This is a genomic window from Mucilaginibacter sp. P25 (assembly GCF_050859465.1).
In the GTDB taxonomy this organism is placed as follows: Bacteria; Bacteroidota; Bacteroidia; order Sphingobacteriales; family Sphingobacteriaceae; genus Mucilaginibacter; species Mucilaginibacter gossypii.
Map to the genome: position 1 here is coordinate 5,089,484 of NZ_CP193937.1, position 16,028 is coordinate 5,105,511.

Consider the following 16,028-nt stretch of genomic DNA (forward strand, 5'->3'; position numbering starts at 1 on the left):
CGCAGTGCCGTTTGTTTACCTGGTTTTAATCAAAAATGACCTATGCCACATATTTCCTGTTTTTAACATGTATCACCAGCTTTAAACCCGACCACACTTTATCAACCGCGCAAACCTTGATGTCAACCAAGCCTATTTGCAAAGCAAAGCTCCTGATCAAATCTTCCGTAATATCAGTAACTACTTTCGAAGCCTTTTTGGGCCAGGATATCCAGATCATGCCATCCTGCTTTATTTGCTTTATCAGTACAGGCAGTTTAACCCGGTATTCATCCGCACTTTTGCTAAAGAAATGGATCACATCAATTTCAAATGAAATATCATCTGTAAAATAAACATCAGGAGGCATGTCGCTAAACAGATCAAGGTAATGATCAGGTGCGTTAACAAGTAACAGCATCCCCCTTGCTTTTATGCCGAGCTTTTTTGCCAGGGGCGTAGCTGAATAACGTGCCATTACAAAATATTTTTAAGGTGATGGAGCATATGATCAACATAGTCTGCGGCAAGCCATTCAACAGTTTGCAGCTTTGGCTCCGTTTTACTGTTATCACAACGGGCGCTCCATCTGTCGGCAGGGTAATTCTCTAAAACCCGTACAATCTGCAGGTTCAGCAAGGCCCAAAGTTCAATCAATTCGTTAATGTCAGCATCCTGGTAACGTGCGGCAGCAACCCATTCTACCTGTTGGTAGGTAAGCCTGAAGTTTTCTTCATAGGTGCAACGCACAAAACGCTGCAGGTTAATTTGAGCACTGTCAATCAAATGGCCAACCACTTCTTTTTTGACCACTTAACAGGGGATGCGTTATAAGTCCAGTCAATATCACAGCTCTTAAGCCGCCTTAGGTTCTCTATTATTCCGGTGAGTTTGTTGGTTACCTCGTTCATTTATTGGTTTATCGGTAGTATAAAAGTATCAGTATTTCATATTAAACAGCAAAAGCACTAACTTCAAAGCCTTAAACATTACTATGGCGCTTAACTATATCTGGATAGCTTTTTTTGTAATTGCATTTGTAGTTTCACTCATAAAATTAGTTTTTTTGGCGATACAGAAGCTTTCAAATTATTGGTTGAAGGATTATTTAATTCGTCAAAATCGTCGGTAATGGATATCGCTTTGCCGCTGATTGGCTCTATGGCATTCTGGCTCGGCATTCTGAACATTGGCGAAAAAGCTGGAGCTATTAATTTTTTATCACGGATAGTAAGACCTTTCTTTAGCCGATTGTTTCCCGATGTACCTAAAGATCACCCCGCTACGGGCCAGATGATGATGAACTTTTCGGCCAATTTAATGGGCCTTGATAACGCAGCTACACCGCTTGGCTTAAAAGCGATGGGTAGCCTGCAGGAACTGAATCCAGATAAAGAAATAGCTTCAAATGCCCAGATCATGTTCCTGGTGCTGCATACATCCGGCTTGCAGTTATTACCCGTTACCATCATCGCACAAAGGGCCATCCTTAATTCAAAAGATCCGGCCGAAGTATTTTTACCTTGTATCATTGCTACCTATGTAGCCACGGTAGTTGGCTTAATAGCGGTGGCTATTAAGCAAAAAATCAATCTTTTTGACAGGGTTATTATTGGCTGGCTTGGCGGCGTTACCGCTTTCATTACATTGGTGGTATGGTACTTTACCACGCAGCTAACCAAAGAGCAGATCAGTACGGTATCATCAGTTATAAGCAATGTGATGTTGTTTACCATACCGGTAATATTTATCGTGGGCGGCCTTATAAAAAAGGTAAACGTATTTGAAGTTTTTGTAGAGGGCGCTAAAGGCGGCTTTGAAACCTCAGTAAAGATAATTCCCTATCTGGTAGCTATGCTGGTTGGGATCAGCGTGTTCAGGAATTGCGGCGCGTTGGATTATATGAATGAAGGCTTACGCTGGGTTTGTGTTCAGTTTAATTTGGATACACGCTTTGTAGATGCTATGCCCGTGGCTTACTTAAAACCACTTAGCGGTTCGGGCTCAAAAGGTATGATGATAACGGTAATGCAAAATTTTGGTGTCGATAAATTTGCGGGGCGGCTTGCCGGGATCTTTAACGGTTCGGCCGATACTACTTTTTACATCGTTGCTTTATACTTTGGTTCGGTGGGTATTAAAAAATCGCGTTATGCTATTCCGGCAGGACTTATTGCCGATTTGGCCGGCGTTATTGCGGCTATTTTTATTGCTTATTTGTTCTTCGGCCATCAGCCATAATTACCGCTTAACAAAGGGGTGTTTATTCATCAAATTAATTGCTAATTTTATCGCACCCTTTATAAACTAATGACTCAAACTTATCTTAAAGAAAAGCAGCTAAAAAAAGCGCGCTATGAAAGGCGTCTACGCCATTATCATCGCTGGTGTAGTATTTATTTTTATTATGGTAAAGTTTGCCATATCCGGTGATGTTACGGAGGTGCTTTCATTTAGCAAAATGCCTAATGCCGATGATGCTTATAAAATTGCGAAGGAATTTGTAATCCCAACCATACGTTCGGGAAATACCTCTTTTCCTGACGACAGATATCAATTTGGCAAAAAGGCCGACTCTGTTTTTATTATCAAATCGTATGTTCTTTCAACAGATAGCCAGGGTGAAACAAACCGTACCAATTTTGAAGTGATACTGAAATATAATGGCGGCCCCAAATTTCTGAAAAAGAACTGGAACCTGGTTGATATTAATGAAACACCCGAATAAAGAAAATTAAGTCGATAGTATTGAGTCGGAAGTCGCCAATCTGTTTTTTTGCTTTTCTATACTTAGAACTCATGCCTTAGGACTAAGCTTAATTTATTAATAACAATACTCTATTTAAACGCCTTATGGAAGAAACCGGAATTGAGTTGATAGAAACAGCTATTGCACTTATAGGACTCACTCAATATCAAACAGTAGTTAACAGTGGTGGGCATGGCCTTATAACCGATGAACCCCTTGAGGCTGAAGGCAGCAATACAGGCATGAACCCGTTTAGTTTGTTACTGGCGAGCCTCGCAAGCTGCACTGTGATCACCCTACGCATGTACATTAACCGTAAAATGTGGCCTATAGAAGAAATTAAAGCCAATGTTGAAATGTTTAAGACTTTAAGTGGTACACGCATTGAAACTAAAATTAGCTTTAAAGGTGAAGTAAATGACGAACAAAGAGATCGGTTATTGAAAATAGCAAATGCATGTCCGGTACATAAAATATTGACCGGCAATATTGCTATCCGTACAAATATCAACCCATAAAAAAAGCCCGCACGGCAAAAAGCTATGCAGGCTAAATCACTCTAAAACAATCACCTCTTAAAAAAGAAGTATTTTATAAATAACTAAACAGGGAGGTAATTACCTGGCTATTAAATTATTTGTAAGTACAAATGTACCTATAAATAATAGCCATACTATTTAACAGCCAATTCATTTGACGGCTAACTGACAGTGTGGAGTATTTATACTTTAAGATGACTTTAGTACATCAATCCTTTGATAAAAATATCAAGCAGGAGTAGTTTTTTATGATGAATTTCTTCCAGGTGTTCCTTGCGCGGAAAGTTGGTTTTCTTTTGAGATATCGCCCCCACCCTGATGCCGTGCAAAGCGTCCATCAATACATCAACAACTTCGTCAGGATTTTCTACAGGCTTAATGGCTCCTTTTTCAACTTCCGATTTAATAGCATTGCTTAACAGGTTTAGCTCGGCACTGTGAACTTCGCTAACTATTTGCCAAATGGTTTCGGGGAGGTTTTGTTCGTTAAGCCTGAAAAAATCAAAAAAGTTATAATTGTTTACTATAAACTCGTGATGGGTATTTACCTGGAAGGTAAAAGCTTCTTTTAAATTGGTAAATGTATTTAGCCTGTTTTCAAGTGTTTTAAGATAATCAGTGGCAAGTTTACGCATTACAGCAATGTATAACTGGCTTTTATCCGGAAAATAATAATAAAGCAGGGCCTTTGACATGGAGAGGTCGCCGGCTATTTCGTTCATGGTAGTTTTTGAATAACCGTAATGTAAAAAGCGCTGGTGCGAGGCCTCTAAAATTTTTTCTCTTTTAATATCCTGCTGGTCATTCACTGCTGCCATGTGCTCGTTAAGTTTTATTTAAACAGGTAAACAAAAAGTTAAGACAATCGATTTCCTGACTTTTTTAACAAAACTATCAAAAATTCATTAAACATGTGTAACAACACCCGGTACGGCGCCGTTTGCTAAAACAATTTTACATTCCAACTATTTTACTGTAGAAAACATTTGCCTTGCTATGAATATTGAAAACAGCTTATCCCCCGACCTGCTCACATTTTCACAGCGCATACCATCATTTGTCTGGAACCTGATCATCGCGCTGGTAGCCATACTTGTTGGCCTGAGTATAAAATTCATAATAACCCGGCCGTTTAAATTTTATGCAAAAAAAGCAGATACATCCTACTCAATCTTAAGATCGATATTGGTTAACCTTGGGCCGGCTGTGGCTTATTTCATCCCACTGTTTCTATTCAATATTCTTTCGCCATTAATGCGAATGAATCCGGTTTATTACAAACCTCTTGACAAAACTTTTGAGATTTTACTTACCATATCTTTCGCGGGCCTGCTTGTACGTTCGGTAAGGATCCTGGAAGATTATATCTATCACACTTACGACCTTAATAAAGTGGATAACCTGAAGGAACGTAAAATACGTACCCAGATCCAGTTTATACGTAAGATCATTGTGGTGACTATTATCTTTTTGACGATTGCCATTATATTGCTCAGTTTTGAAAGCATGCGTAAAATAGGTACCGGTTTACTTACCGGTGTTGGTATAGGTGGTATTATAGTTGGTTTTGCAGCACAGAGCTCATTAGGTAATTTGCTGGCCGGCTTCCAGATAGCGTTTACTCAGCCTATTCGTATTGATGATGTTTTGGTTGTAGAGGGAGAATGGGGACGCGTGGAGGAGATCACGCTTACTTATGTGGTTTTAAAAATCTGGGACAGAACGTAGGCTGATCCTCCCCATCAATTACTTTATTCAAAAACCCTTTCAGAACTGGACAAGGACATCTGCCGACATTTTGGGCACCGTATTTTTATACATGGACCATACCGCCCCTATTGATGCTATACGTGAAGAATTTGAACGCCTGATAGTTAAATCGAACCTCTGGGACAAGCGGGTTAAAGTAGTGCAGGTAACTGACGTTAAAGAACATACCATAGAGATCAGGGTGTTAATGAGTTCCCGAACCTCATCAGATGCATTTGACCTCCGCTGCTATATCCGCGAAAACCTGATAAGCTTTATTCAAAAGAATTATCCCGACAGCCTGCCCCGTTCGCGCAATGAGATCAGCAACCTGGGTGAGCTTGAAAAATATGTTCAGCCTGCAACCGGGGCATAGGTTAGCTTGCTTAAGCCAAAGCCCGATCCTATTACCAAAGCATCTTCAATTGCGCCAATTATCGGGTCGGCGATATGATTTGCCTTAACCGTATTTTTGCGTAAAAAGTAACTGGCATAGGTTGCAGATATTGCCGCCACCCCTCCTATCAAGGCTCCGGTTAATGCTTTGCCCCCCACCGCTTTATAAATACTGGCGCCGGCCAGGGCGCCGGATAAACACCTTGCCGCTACCCCTGCGGGCTCTATACGGTTTGGAGTGGAGGGCAATTTATCCGCAATGAGTTCAGTAACGGATACGATCTTTAAAACAGCAGCCACCGTTGTTGATTGCATGAACCTTAACGGTGATGTTTCCAGTTGCTTTGATGGATGATGACTTAATACATGCGTAGTTACAACAGGGGCAGATAAGGTACGCATACCGGCTAACGTACCAAGGCCTATTACCGGCCAAAGCGGTTTTGTTATTTTAAGTTTCATGGCTGTGATAAACGTTTGCATAGAGAACCATAAATACATCATTATGTTTTATTTAAAAACTGTCAAAAAACAAAACAGCCGCAATCTTTAGACTGCCGCTGTTTGTGTTATTAATGGCTCTTTATTTTAAACAGCTTCTGTTTCTAATACTTCAACATGTTTAGCTTCAACCGATTTTTTGCCGAACAACCTTGCTTTCAGATTATAACGGATCAGGTATAAACATGGTACAAGGATCAATGTAATAATGGTGGCGAAACCTAAACCGAAGATCATTGTCCAGGCCAGCGGCCCCCAGAAAGCAACGTTATCGCCACCAAAGTGGATATGCGGTTCAAAATGGGTAAACAAGCCAACGAAATCGATATTGAAACCAACTGCCAAAGGTATCAGACCCAAAATAGCTGCAGTTGCTGTCAATAATACCGGTGTCATACGGGTATGACCGGCTTCAACTACAGCATCATGAATACTCACGCCCTGTTCAAGCAACATATCGGTGAACTCAACCAATAAGATCCCGTTACGAACAACCACACCGGCGAGTGCAATGATACCAATCCCCGTCATTACGATAGACATGGTCATGCCGAACACACTAACGCCCAGCAATACACCAATAATACTAAAGAGGATCTCGCTGATAATAATAAGCGTTTTGCCAATAGAGTTAAACTGGATCATTAAAATAACCAGGATAAGCCCGAATGACACACCAAGGGCAGAAAGCAGGAATGTCATGGCTTCCATTTGGTCTTCCTGACCGCCGCCCTGGCGTATGATCACATTATCAGGTTTTTTAAAGTTATTTATCGCTTTTAAAATATTAGCGTTAACCTCGTTAGGATTATATGGCTTAATAACATTTGAACCAAGCGTTAATACCCTGCGTTGTTGCTTGCGTTTTATGTTACTGTAAGTAGTTGTGTAACGCACATCAGTAAAAGCAGAAATAGGTACCTGGCGAATTGCTCCCCCCATTGCCAAATCACGGTATGTTATCTTGAGGTTTTTAATCTCATCAATATTACTTCGCTGGCTTGGCAGTGTCCTCACCATAATTTTGTAATCATCTTCACGGGTATTGCGGAAATCAGCCGCCTTCCAGCCATAAATGGCGGTAAATAGATTTTGATTTATTTGTTGAGAAGATACGCCCTCGCGGTTAGCACGCTCGCGATCTACATCAAACACAATTTCTGGTTTATCGCTTTGTACATCCGCAATAAGGTTTTCAATACCAGCTATATTTTGTTTGGCAAGATAGCTTTTAAGCCTGTTACCCGTAGCAACAAGGGAATCAAGGTTATCGCCGGCAATTTCAATACTGATATCCTTTTGTACCGGCGGGCCGCTGTTTTCCTGGGCTACGGCTATCTTTGCACCTGGAATACCCTGTACCGCTGCGCGGATATTTGCCAATACTTTTTTGGTATCCTTACCATTACGCTTGCCGAACTCAACAAAAGCAACGGTAACCTTGCCTTTATTTTCATAATCGCCCTGATCTTCATCAGTAGGATCTGTTACACCTTTAGTTACGTTTGATATTACAGACGATACGATATCCTTATCAGGTTCAACAACCTGGGCAACACGTTTTTCTATCTGTTGGGTAACCTGGTTTGTATAAGCCTGGTCGGTACCTATAGGCAGGGTAATATATACATAAGCAAAGTTAGGGTCGCCGGATGGGAAAAACTCAGGTGTTTTGCCGCGTACAGCCATCAGGAAAATAGCAAAAATGAATAAGCCTATGGTGCCAAGCAAAACGGTAACCGGCCTGTGTACCGCACGCTCAAGCCATTTTGCATACCAGTTTTGAAATTTAGGCCAGGCATTTTTCTGAAACCTGTCAATAACCCGCAACAGGAAAAAGTGGTTGAGCAGGTATAACACCATGATCAGCACCATCAGGTTACCAACACCTACGTTTATCAGGTAACCGATAACTGCTGCTATAGCTAAAAATATCATCGCCCTTTTTGTCGGCCTGTCAAATTTAGGGTTGTCATGCTCTCCGTCATGATGAGGCCTCATAAAGTCAACCGCAAATACCGGATTAAAGATATATGCTACTACCAGCGAGGCCAGCAGGGTAATGATCAGGGTAATAGGCAGAAAGAACATGAAATGCCCTATCAAACTATTCCAGAAAGCCAATGGTATAAACGGGGCCAAAGTAGTCATAGTGCCTGAAAATACAGGTAGGAACACTTCGCCTGCGGCCATTTTTGCAGCTTCCTTAATAGGTACTTTTCCGTTAGCAAAAATACGATGGGTGTTTTCAATAACCACAATGGCGTCATCCACCACAATACCCAACGCCAGCAGGAACGAGAATAACACGATCATATTGAGCGTGAACCCAATTGCCGGCATCACCAAAAAGGCGATAAAACACGATAAAGGCACAGATAGCGCAACAAAAATAGCGTTGGTTGTGCCCATGAAAAACATCAGGATAACGGTAACCAACAGGAAGCCAATAACGATTGTATTGATCAGGTCATTAAGCGTTGTACGCGTTTTGTCTGACTGATCACCGGTTACAACAATATCCAATCCTTTAGGGAAAACTGTTTTCTGCTTTAATTTGATCAATTCGTTGATCTTATCCGATGCCTCAATCAGGTTTTCACCAGCCCTTTTACTTACGTTAAGGGTAATTACATTTTTAAAGTTAGGGTTATCGTTAGTTTTTAACCTTGCATAACTTTCCTGCTCCAAGAACGAATCTTTTACTTCGGCAATATCTCTCAGGTAAACAGCCTGTCCCTTGGGGTTACGGATCACCATTGCCGCAACCTCATCGGCATTTTTAAAGTCTTGCTTAATATCAATAGTCCTGCGAACACCATCAGTTTTAACCGTACCGGTCGATGATAATATATTCTCGTAACCAACAGCATTGCTGATATCCGGTAGGCTCAGCTGCGCCGCAGCCATCTTATTCATATCAACATTTATCTGAATTTCTGGTGTTAAAGCACCTACTTCATCAACTTTTGAGATCTCTTTGTAGCTTTCAATTTCATCTTTTAATATATCGGCATATTCCTTTAGCTTTTTCAGATCATAATTACCTGAAATATTGATATATAAAATGGGCAGGTCGGCAACATTGATATCAGATACAGCAGGATCGGTATAATTATTATCATTTTGGGGAAGATCCTTTTTTGCCTTATCTATAGCATCCTTCACATCGATTTTTGCATCCTTAATATCAACGTTCGCCTGAAATTCGGCCGTGATAATGGAAACATTCTGTACCGAGTTTGACGTCACCTTTTTTAAGCCCTTTAACGACTTCAATTGCTTTTCAATCTGGCGGGTCACCAGGTTCTCAATATTTTGTGGAGACTGACCAGCAAAGGTTGTTGTTATAAACACCTTTGATTGTGCTATATCCGGAAAGTTTTCCTTAGGCAAGCGGTTATAACTTATCAGGCCAAGTGCGGTGATCAGGAACATGAGCACATAAATGGCCGTTTTGTTATCTATGGCCCAGCTTGAAGGGCCAAATTCTTTTTTACATCTTTCATAATGAACAGATCAATTGGTTAATAACTAATTGGCCGACTGAACAATTTTAATCTTATCGCCATCCTCTATTTCAGTTGCCCCTTCAACAACCAGCTGGTCGCCGGCTTTTAAGCCTGATAATATCTCTGTTTGGCCACCATAAGTAACACCCGATTTTACATTTACCTGTTTGGCAATACCATTCTGATTTACAAAGACATGGTCGCCGTTCTCTGATTTCTGTATAGCTTTAACTGGTACAGCTATCGTATTTGTTTTTGAATAATCAGCAATTTTTAAAATAGCGGTCATATTAGGGCGAAGTGTGCTGCGTTGAGGCAATTTGATCTCCACGCCAAAACTGCGAGATGTAGGGTCGATAGCTTTAGCTGCAAAAGTCACCTTGGTAACTAATGAATCCTTAGCATCCGGGATCAATATTTTAACATCGTTACCGGTGTTTACGCTGCTTGCGTATGATTCAGGAACATCGGCCTTAACTTTTAAAACATCGGCATTGACAATACGGATGCCGGTTTGACCCGGTGCTGCACCCTGACCAAGTTTCAGGTCCATTTGATCTACAGTGCCATTAATGGGCGATATGATACGATACAAAGCTGATTGCTTTTTTAATGAAGCCAAAGCTTTCTGACTGCTTTGTAAGGTGGTTTGAGCCTGTAGATATTGTACTTCGGTGCCAATTTTTTGATCCCAAAGGTTTTTCTGACGATCAAACAACTGTTGGTTCAAGCTCACCTGAGCTTCACTTTGCGCTATATTTTGCTGCATAACACTATTATCCAATTGTGCTAATACCTGGCCCTTACTTACATGCTGACCTGGTTTTACGTAAATAGCCGTAATAACAGCTGATGCCTGCGGATAAGCGGTAACGTTATCCTGTGCATCAATCTTACCCTGCACCTGAACATAATTAGTAAAATTACCATTCTTTATTTCAGTAACGCTTACATCAGTGCTCTTGGCCGAATCAGTAGTGCCCATTTCAGACTGCAACTTCTCAATTTTTGAATTGAGATCTGATTGCTGCTTTTTCAGATCCGCCAGCTCGGCTTTCTTATCTTTGGGTTTACTTGAGCAGGCAGCCAGTAAAACCAGGAACGGTATGTATATAAATTTTTTCATTTTCATTGTTATATAGTGAGTTTAGTGTTGTTGTTATTTAATCTCGTCCGTAAGCTTTATCAAGGTCAACTTTACTAACCAATGCGTCATAAAGGCCTTGTATATATTTATTATCTGCATCTTCAAGTGATGTTTGTGCTTGGGTAACTTCAATGCTTGAGCCAACTCCCTGCTGATATTTCACCTTTGATACATGTAACACTTCCTGCGCAAGCGTTTGATTACGCTTTTGGTTATTAAGCGACTGCAAACCATTTACATAAGTAATATGAGCCTGGTTAGCCTGCAGTTTTAATCCGTTTTTGGCGTTCTCCAAATCATTTTGTGATTTCAATACAGCAATTTTGTACTGTTTTATCTGATTAACCCGCTGAAGGCCACTAAATATTGGTATGTTTAAAGATAACCCCACATAACTTGATGGAAAACTCATTTTATAAAGGTTACTAAAATTATTGTTCTGGTATGATGAAGTATAAGCCGCATTAGCTTTAAGCGTAGGCAGAGAAAGCGATTTTTGACGTTTCAGGTCCAGTTGTTTAAGATCTACAGCTGTCTCGGCCAAATTATATTCAATTCGGTTATGATAAAACGAGGTATCGGCCGCAAGATCAGCGGTATTGTCTTCAAGCTTAATATCTTCAAGTTTATCTTTCAGGCTAAGTGCATATTCTATCGGCATACCCATCTGAAATTTAAGCACCTGATAATTCAATGCCAGTAAACGGATAGTATTTTCACGGCTTGTAACCAAATTATTGTACTGAACAGCAATCCGATCTACGTCAATTTTTTCTACAAAGCCCTGTTTATTTTGCTGTACCGTTTCATCCATCTGTTGTTTAAGCTGAGCAATATTGGCATTTAACAACCTTAACTGCTCGTTGCTTACCAAAACCTGGTAATAAGCCTTTGTGACATTAACATTTGCCTCAATTTTTGAACGGATATGACTACGTATAGAAAGCTCCTTATAAGTTTTTGACGCCTTTAAGCCAACAAGGTAGCTACCGTCAAACAAGATCTGGTCGGCATTGACCCCAAAACTTGATTGGTATTTAACGCCAAACTGAACGGGAATAAAGGTACCGGCGGGCTGTCCGAAAATTTCTCCTGGCAGTAAAGTAGTCGGGATTTTCAAGTAGTCTTGAAAAGATGCCGTTCCGCTTACCTGTGGCAAGCCGATACCGGTTGTTTCCCTAACTTTATATTCGGCGCTCTTAATATCAAGTTTGGCATTTACTACCGAATCCTGATGCTCATATGCATAATTAACACAATCCTGAACCGTAAAGTTAAAGGTTTGTCCATTTGGCGTTGCCTCCTGCCCGTATCCTTTAAAGGCTATAGCGCAAAACACAGTTGCCGTAAAAAATAAATACTTCATTATATATGTTGTGGTTGAGTGATTTGATTTCATTTAAACTGATACAAATTTCATGCAGTTAATGACAACTGTGTGTCAGCATGTTATTCATTATTAATATTCTTATACTCGTTAAGCAGTTTATACCCTTCAAGTGTACAGATGCCGTAATTAAAATGATCTAAAAACTGAACCTGCACCTTCCACGGACTAAACTCAGATACCGGGAATATGGAGGTGTTGAAGCCCAGTTCAACCTGGTTTACCCGCATCCGTGCTATTATCCTTACATCAATATCTTTACGGATATAACCCTGTTCCATCCCTTTGATCAACAGCTCTTCCATTTTCTGGATCAATATTTCGGCCTTAAACTTTTGAAAATCGTTCCAGGCTTCGGGATGATACTTTTGCAGATCATGAATAACAATCGGGTTGATCCTCGAAAAGATCTCTTCCGAACACTTGGTCATGTTAATCATCTCTTCAATTACATTATTTGATTTGCTGATGATATCGTTCATTTGATCCTCATCTTCTTTCAACTTCTGTTTTGTAAGGGCTACTACCAGTTCGTTTTTATCCTTAAAAAACTGGTAGATCGTTTTTTTGACATACCAAGGTGCCTGGCAATATCATCCATGGTGATACTTTTAATCCCTGCAGTTAAAAACAGGTCTTCGGCGCCTTTTATAATTCTTTCTGTTTGACTCATTGACTTTCCGGGTCAAAACTAAGGAAACATTTTTTGAATAAAAAGTTTCCATTCATTTTTACTTTCTTATTACAAATACCTGTTCATTTTTAAAATCCATTTAATTAATGCTTATTATTCTGTGGTTTAATTGCGAAGCTTTTAATCTGCTATTGGCACCTCAAAAATGATTACCTTTGCAAAAAATTATCACCCACTCTCTTTTTAATATATGACGCTTACTTCACTTTCAGCGATCTCGCCTATTGATGGCCGTTATAGAAACACCACCGCCGAACTTGCCGCATACTTTTCAGAATATGCCCTTATCAAGTACCGGGTATTTGTTGAAATAGAATATTTCATAGCACTTGCCGAATATCCACTACCTCAGTTACAGTCATTTGATAAAAATCTATCAGAAAAGTTACGCGACATTTACAGGATTTTTTCGGAAGATGACGCTGAGAGTATCAAAGTGATTGAAAAAACGACAAATCACGATGTAAAAGCGGTTGAATATTTCATTAAAAAGGAGTTTGATAAATTAGGTCTGGAACCATACAAAGAGTTTATTCACTTTGGCCTTACCTCACAGGATATCAATAACACTGCCATCCCGTACACTTTTAAACTGGCATTAAATAACAGCTACTACCCTGCTATTAATGATCTGGTTAGTATCCTGAAAACCTTCGCTGCCGATTGGGAAAATATTCCTCTGTTAGCGCATACCCATGGTCAGCCGGCTTCGCCAACCCGTTTGGGTAAAGAGATCCTGGTTTTTGTTGAGCGTTTGGAAGCGCAGCTTGAACTGCTTAAACCTATTCCAAACTCAGCTAAGTTTGGCGGCGCTACCGGTAACTTTAACGCGCATAATATCGCCTACCCTGCTATCGACTGGAAAGCATTCGGCAATAATTTCGTAAATAACACCTTAGGGTTAAAGCGCTCGCAGTTTACTACCCAGATTGAGCATTACGATAATTTTGCGGCTCAATGCGATGCTTTGAAACGCGTAAACAATATCCTGATCGATCTTGACCGCGATATGTGGACTTACATATCCATGAACTATTTCAAGCAAAAAATCAAAGCCGGCGAAGTGGGCTCATCGGCCATGCCGCATAAGGTTAACCCTATCGACTTTGAAAACTCGGAAGGCAACCTGGGTATCGCGAATGCTTTATTTGAACACCTTGCGGCTAAATTACCAATATCAAGATTACAGCGCGACCTTACTGACTCTACCGTATTTAGGAATATCGGTGTGCCTTTTGCACATACATTGATAGCCATTAAATCAACCGTTAGGGGATTAAACAAACTGTTATTAAACACCGACGCCATCAATGCCGATTTGGAAGCTAACTGGCCGGTTGTTGCAGAAGCTATTCAAACCATATTAAGGCGCGAAGCTTATCCTAATCCTTACGAAGCCCTGAAAGACCTTACCCGTACCAATCAGCAGATCAATGCTAACACAATAGCAGAGTTTGTTGATACGTTAAATGTAAGTGATGCTATTAAGGACGAGATTAAAAAGATAACGCCGTTGAATTATACTGGCATTTGATTGGATATTTGCCTGTGTGCAAAAAAATCATCCGCATGTCATAACAAAGTAAGTGGTAGCTTTTAATGAAAAAGGTAACTAAATTTGTTAATTAAGATTTTAAAACACGAAACGATGAACATCAACGTATATACCGAATTAACGCCTAACCCGGCAACTATGAAATTCATAGTTAACAAACTGCTTATTAACGGCAGTGTTGACTTCCCTACCAAGGAAAGTGCCGAACATTCACCTTTTGCAAAAGAACTATATAAGTTTTCGTTTGTAAATGGCGTTTTCTTTGCCAGTAATTTTGTGACTATTACCAAAACTGAAGGCAGCGAATGGGCAGATGTTGAACCGATAATGAAAGAGTTTGTTAAAGGTGCTATCGAATCTGAATTGAAGATCCAGTTGGAGGAAGAAGCAGAAGCCGGAAATTTTGAAGGTACAGAGACCGAAGTTAAAATTCAGCAGATCCTGCATGATTACGTTCGCCCGGCTGTTGAGCAGGACGGCGGCGCTATCTCTTACCGCTCATTTAACGAAGGCGTAGTAACTGTTGAACTTCGCGGTTCATGCAGCGGCTGCCCGTCATCAACCGTAACCCTTAAAGCCGGTATCGAAAACTTGCTTAAACGTATGGTACCGGAAGTTACTGAAGTGGTTTCTGAAGCATTATAATAATAAAGATTTTGGGGTTCGAGCCCCATCATTTACCCAAAAGCCTTTCATGAAAATGAGAGGCTTTTGATTTTTTACCCCTAATCCTGTTTATAATTAAATGAGGTTATCTGTCTATAAGTTTCTATTTTAGCCACCCAATCGTTAAACTTTATCACAATGCCAAATTTGATTGATATTTCAAACCTCCACATTCTAATTTCAGTTGATGATACTTTATTTACTCCAACTTTCTAAACTATGGAAGTTAATGAATTACTAAATTGTAAGAATTGCGGTGCAATATTAACTGCAAGCGCAAATCAAACAATTAAATGCGACTATTGCGGAACAATTTATCACTCAAAACCGCAGACAGATCATACAATATCGTCTACAGAAGTTACAACGGAAGGAGTACAACACCAACTGGAAAACGTGGAAAATGGTGATGCCAATGAAACACTCCAGTCAGATGATTTTCCTACCGATAAGCAAAATACAAATCTTGGATGTAGTATCGCTCTGATAGCTTCGGTCGCCATCATGGTGGTAATAGTCATAGCTAAAATCATTGGATCGGAGCAGAAGACTACTTATAGTGGTAGCATAGCTATTGACACCTCAATGTTAAACACACAACCCCAGCCTGTTGAACTGTCAGAAACAGCGCAAGCGAGTCTCAAAAAATTAGCCGCAATCAATGTGGATAAGAAACTCTTTAAAAAGTTAATTAAAGATTCAAGCAATATCACAAGAGAGTCTGCGGTTCAGGCAACGTATTTCAGAGATAAAAATTCAATAGTCGGTAAGCCAGTCACCGGTTTATACGCCTATATAAATTGTTATGACATAACAGGCTGCAACATTTATTTTGGTTGTCAACATATAAATAAAAAACCTTTAGGATTACAAAGTTTGACATTTGTTATAAATGGTAAACGTCTCCGGTACAAACCCGATTTTGCAACAGACTCTTTACAGCATTGGATAAACGAATACAGCGAGGAGACGATTTACGACGACAAAATCTTAATATTATTAAAACTTGTAACAGCAGATAAGGTCATTGTTCGTTTTAACGGTAACAAAGGCCACGATCAAATAATATTACCAAAAGATCAGCAAGATGCGCTTAAGAGGCAATTGCAACTTTATAAAGGATTGCTTTTGGGATATGCTAAGGAATAAAGGTG

At 40.0% G+C, this 16,028-nt stretch carries 17 protein-coding genes; 8 read left to right on the forward strand and 9 right to left on the reverse strand.

Going from position 1 to position 16,028, the window contains the following annotated elements:
* Window positions 1-40: 40 nt before the first annotated feature.
* Both ACRQ5D_RS25670 and ACRQ5D_RS25675 read right to left on the reverse strand, forming a co-directional pair.
* On the reverse strand, window positions 41-457 hold the full coding sequence (locus ACRQ5D_RS25670) for a DUF3052 domain-containing protein (RefSeq protein WP_431200737.1): 417 nt from the start codon (window positions 455-457) through the stop codon (window positions 41-43).
* Window positions 457-792 carry a DinB family protein gene (locus ACRQ5D_RS25675; RefSeq protein ID WP_431200738.1) on the reverse strand — a complete coding sequence of 112 codons (336 nt, stop codon included), beginning with the start codon at window positions 790-792 and terminating at the stop codon, window positions 457-459. Before ACRQ5D_RS25675 ends, ACRQ5D_RS25670 begins: the two co-directional genes overlap by 1 nt.
* A 279-nt stretch (window positions 793-1,071) precedes the next feature.
* On the opposite strand from ACRQ5D_RS25675, the gene ACRQ5D_RS25680 reads away from it, so the two are divergent.
* The 3 genes from ACRQ5D_RS25680 (at window position 1,072) to ACRQ5D_RS25690 (ending at window position 3,246) form a co-directional block, all read left to right on the forward strand.
* Window positions 1,072-2,220 (forward strand): nucleoside recognition domain-containing protein, encoded by a 1,149-nt coding sequence (locus ACRQ5D_RS25680; RefSeq protein WP_431200739.1) that lies wholly within the window; start codon window positions 1,072-1,074, stop codon window positions 2,218-2,220.
* 115 nt (window positions 2,221-2,335) lie between these two features.
* A complete protein-coding gene (locus ACRQ5D_RS25685; protein WP_431200740.1) occupies window positions 2,336-2,707 on the forward strand; it encodes a hypothetical protein in 372 nt (123 codons plus the stop codon).
* 125 nt (window positions 2,708-2,832) lie between these two features.
* Window positions 2,833-3,246, forward strand: coding sequence for an OsmC family protein (locus ACRQ5D_RS25690; RefSeq protein ID WP_091163735.1), 414 nt, complete (start codon window positions 2,833-2,835; stop codon window positions 3,244-3,246).
* Between the two features lie 221 nt (window positions 3,247-3,467).
* Here the strand turns inward: ACRQ5D_RS25690 and ACRQ5D_RS25695 are convergent, their stop codons facing one another.
* Complete coding sequence (locus tag ACRQ5D_RS25695) at window positions 3,468-4,085, reverse strand: TetR/AcrR family transcriptional regulator (RefSeq protein WP_091163733.1); 618 nt, start codon at window positions 4,083-4,085, stop codon at window positions 3,468-3,470.
* Between the two features lie 178 nt (window positions 4,086-4,263).
* Between ACRQ5D_RS25695 and ACRQ5D_RS25700 the strand changes: the two genes are divergently transcribed.
* Both ACRQ5D_RS25700 and ACRQ5D_RS25705 read left to right on the forward strand, forming a co-directional pair.
* Complete coding sequence (locus tag ACRQ5D_RS25700) at window positions 4,264-4,995, forward strand: mechanosensitive ion channel family protein (RefSeq protein ID WP_432327034.1); 732 nt, start codon at window positions 4,264-4,266, stop codon at window positions 4,993-4,995.
* A gap of 91 nt (window positions 4,996-5,086) precedes the next feature.
* Window positions 5,087-5,392, forward strand: coding sequence for a hypothetical protein (locus ACRQ5D_RS25705; protein WP_432327036.1), 306 nt, complete (start codon window positions 5,087-5,089; stop codon window positions 5,390-5,392).
* Here the strand turns inward: ACRQ5D_RS25705 and ACRQ5D_RS25710 are convergent.
* The 6 genes from ACRQ5D_RS25710 to ACRQ5D_RS25735 all read right to left on the reverse strand — a co-directional run bounded on the left by ACRQ5D_RS25710 (window position 5,371) and on the right by ACRQ5D_RS25735 (window position 12,632).
* Window positions 5,371-5,874, reverse strand: a complete 504-nt coding sequence (locus ACRQ5D_RS25710) for a DUF4126 family protein (RefSeq protein ID WP_176844390.1) — start codon at window positions 5,872-5,874, stop codon at window positions 5,371-5,373. The genes ACRQ5D_RS25705 and ACRQ5D_RS25710 overlap by 22 nt on opposite strands.
* 126 nt (window positions 5,875-6,000) lie before the next feature.
* On the reverse strand, window positions 6,001-9,351 hold the full coding sequence (locus ACRQ5D_RS25715) for an efflux RND transporter permease subunit (protein ID WP_431200742.1): 3,351 nt from the start codon (window positions 9,349-9,351) through the stop codon (window positions 6,001-6,003).
* Between the two features lie 96 nt (window positions 9,352-9,447).
* Window positions 9,448-10,551, reverse strand: coding sequence for an efflux RND transporter periplasmic adaptor subunit (locus tag ACRQ5D_RS25720; RefSeq protein WP_091164911.1), 1,104 nt, complete (start codon window positions 10,549-10,551; stop codon window positions 9,448-9,450).
* 37 nt (window positions 10,552-10,588) lie between these two features.
* Complete coding sequence (locus ACRQ5D_RS25725; RefSeq protein WP_432327038.1) at window positions 10,589-11,938, reverse strand: TolC family protein; 1,350 nt, start codon at window positions 11,936-11,938, stop codon at window positions 10,589-10,591.
* Window positions 11,939-12,021: 83 nt separating this feature from the next.
* Window positions 12,022-12,462, reverse strand: a complete 441-nt coding sequence (locus ACRQ5D_RS25730; RefSeq protein ID WP_431200743.1) for a hypothetical protein — start codon at window positions 12,460-12,462, stop codon at window positions 12,022-12,024.
* A 20-nt stretch (window positions 12,463-12,482) separates the two neighbouring features.
* Window positions 12,483-12,632: a TetR/AcrR family transcriptional regulator gene (locus ACRQ5D_RS25735; protein ID WP_431200744.1), complete on the reverse strand. Its 150-nt coding sequence runs from the start codon at window positions 12,630-12,632 to the stop codon at window positions 12,483-12,485.
* A gap of 211 nt (window positions 12,633-12,843) precedes the next feature.
* On the opposite strand from ACRQ5D_RS25735, the gene purB reads away from it, so the two are divergent.
* The 3 genes from purB (at window position 12,844) to ACRQ5D_RS25750 (ending at window position 16,023) form a co-directional block, all read left to right on the forward strand.
* A complete protein-coding gene (gene purB, locus ACRQ5D_RS25740) occupies window positions 12,844-14,187 on the forward strand; it encodes an adenylosuccinate lyase (RefSeq protein WP_091163717.1) in 1,344 nt (447 codons plus the stop codon).
* A gap of 114 nt (window positions 14,188-14,301) precedes the next feature.
* Window positions 14,302-14,853: a NifU family protein gene (locus ACRQ5D_RS25745; protein ID WP_090525267.1), complete on the forward strand. Its 552-nt coding sequence runs from the start codon at window positions 14,302-14,304 to the stop codon at window positions 14,851-14,853.
* A 240-nt stretch (window positions 14,854-15,093) separates the two neighbouring features.
* The gene (locus ACRQ5D_RS25750) at window positions 15,094-16,023 is read left to right on the forward strand and encodes a hypothetical protein (RefSeq protein WP_091163714.1); all 930 of its coding nucleotides are present in this window, start codon (window positions 15,094-15,096) and stop codon (window positions 16,021-16,023) included.
* Window positions 16,024-16,028: the final 5 nt, after the last annotated feature.